Source organism: Acetobacter fabarum (genome assembly GCF_040702925.2).
GTDB classification, from domain to species: domain Bacteria; phylum Pseudomonadota; class Alphaproteobacteria; order Acetobacterales; family Acetobacteraceae; genus Acetobacter; species Acetobacter fabarum_B.
Genome location: NZ_JBFCXX020000054.1, coordinates 1 through 1,146, shown reverse-complemented (window position 1 = coordinate 1,146; position 1,146 = coordinate 1). Strand labels below are relative to the sequence as shown.

The 1,146-nt window shown below is 55.2% G+C and carries 1 protein-coding gene; it reads right to left on the bottom strand.

Going from position 1 to position 1,146, the window contains the following annotated elements; all coding sequences use genetic code 11:
* Positions 1-1,097 (bottom strand): IS701 family transposase (locus tag AB2L51_RS15055; protein WP_400922632.1); only part of this gene is annotated, 1,097 nt, incomplete at its 3' end.
* Positions 1,098-1,146 lie beyond the last annotated feature (49 nt).

Here is a 1,146-nt window from a genome sequence, read left to right as displayed (position 1 = left end):
CCATGCCAGGAACGGGTTTCGTTATGATCAAGACCGAATTCGTTTTTGGCCGTCTCGAAACATTCTTCGATTCTCCAGCGCGTGCCTTCAACGTTCACGAGTTCCTGCAGGGTTGTTCCTTTTGGACACCATGTCGTAAAACAGGCTAGGTCTCCATCGCCTATACTCCGACGGATCAACAGGCCGCGTGTCCATGGTCCGGCAATAGGGCAGTCAAATTCTTCAGCATCCAGATCGGCAAGCGCAAGATACGCCCAGTCATACAGCCGCTCACCTTTTGTGCCGTGTCCCGCAGATAGGCGGTACCAGTCCTGCTCTGGAAGGTTTGCAGCAATATCTTTGGCTTCCCCTGCAATCAGCGGGTTGGTTGCCCATGACCCGAACCAGTGATTGCCTTTGACGCCAAGGACATATCCAACGCCTGCCCGACGAAGCGTGCGTTCCACATCTCCCACGCCATAAACGCTGTCTGCTGCAACCCAGCGGAAGGGCACACCGGCCTCAATACTCCGCTCAATCATCATCGAGGCTAACGCCGGTTTGGTTGCAAACACCACGTCATCGGGAACGTGGGCCTGCTGCAGGCGCTCACGGTTCGATGTCCAGTCTTTCGGGAGATACAGGGCGCGGTCAATAAAGGCATGGCCCCGCGCCGAGACATAGGTGGCAAATACCCCAATCTGGCAGTTCGTGATCTTGCCGGCAGATCCCGTATACTGCCGTTCGACACCGCATGACGCCTGACCTTTCTTCAGAAAACCGGTCTCATCAATCACCAGCACACCATCTTCAGTGCCCAGATGCTCGATCACATAATCCCTGACGACATCCCGAAGGGCATCGGCATCCCAGTGCCCGCGCCCCAGAAGCGCCTGCTGCCGCCATGGACCAGGATCTCCTGCGGCTTCCGCTCGCATCCATCCCGTCTTGCGTGGTTCATTGCCAATCAAAATATCAAGAAAAGCACAGGCTGAATCTACGACACGTTTTTGCGTGAACAGTGGAGCAATCCGCTCCTTGGCGGACCGAAGCGAGCGCGCCCATAATTCCAGCGTCTCTTCAACAGACGCACCGCCACTCATCATATCCTGAATCATGGTTACCCATAGATTCAGAACTCAACACAAAATGCAACTGTAGTGCTAG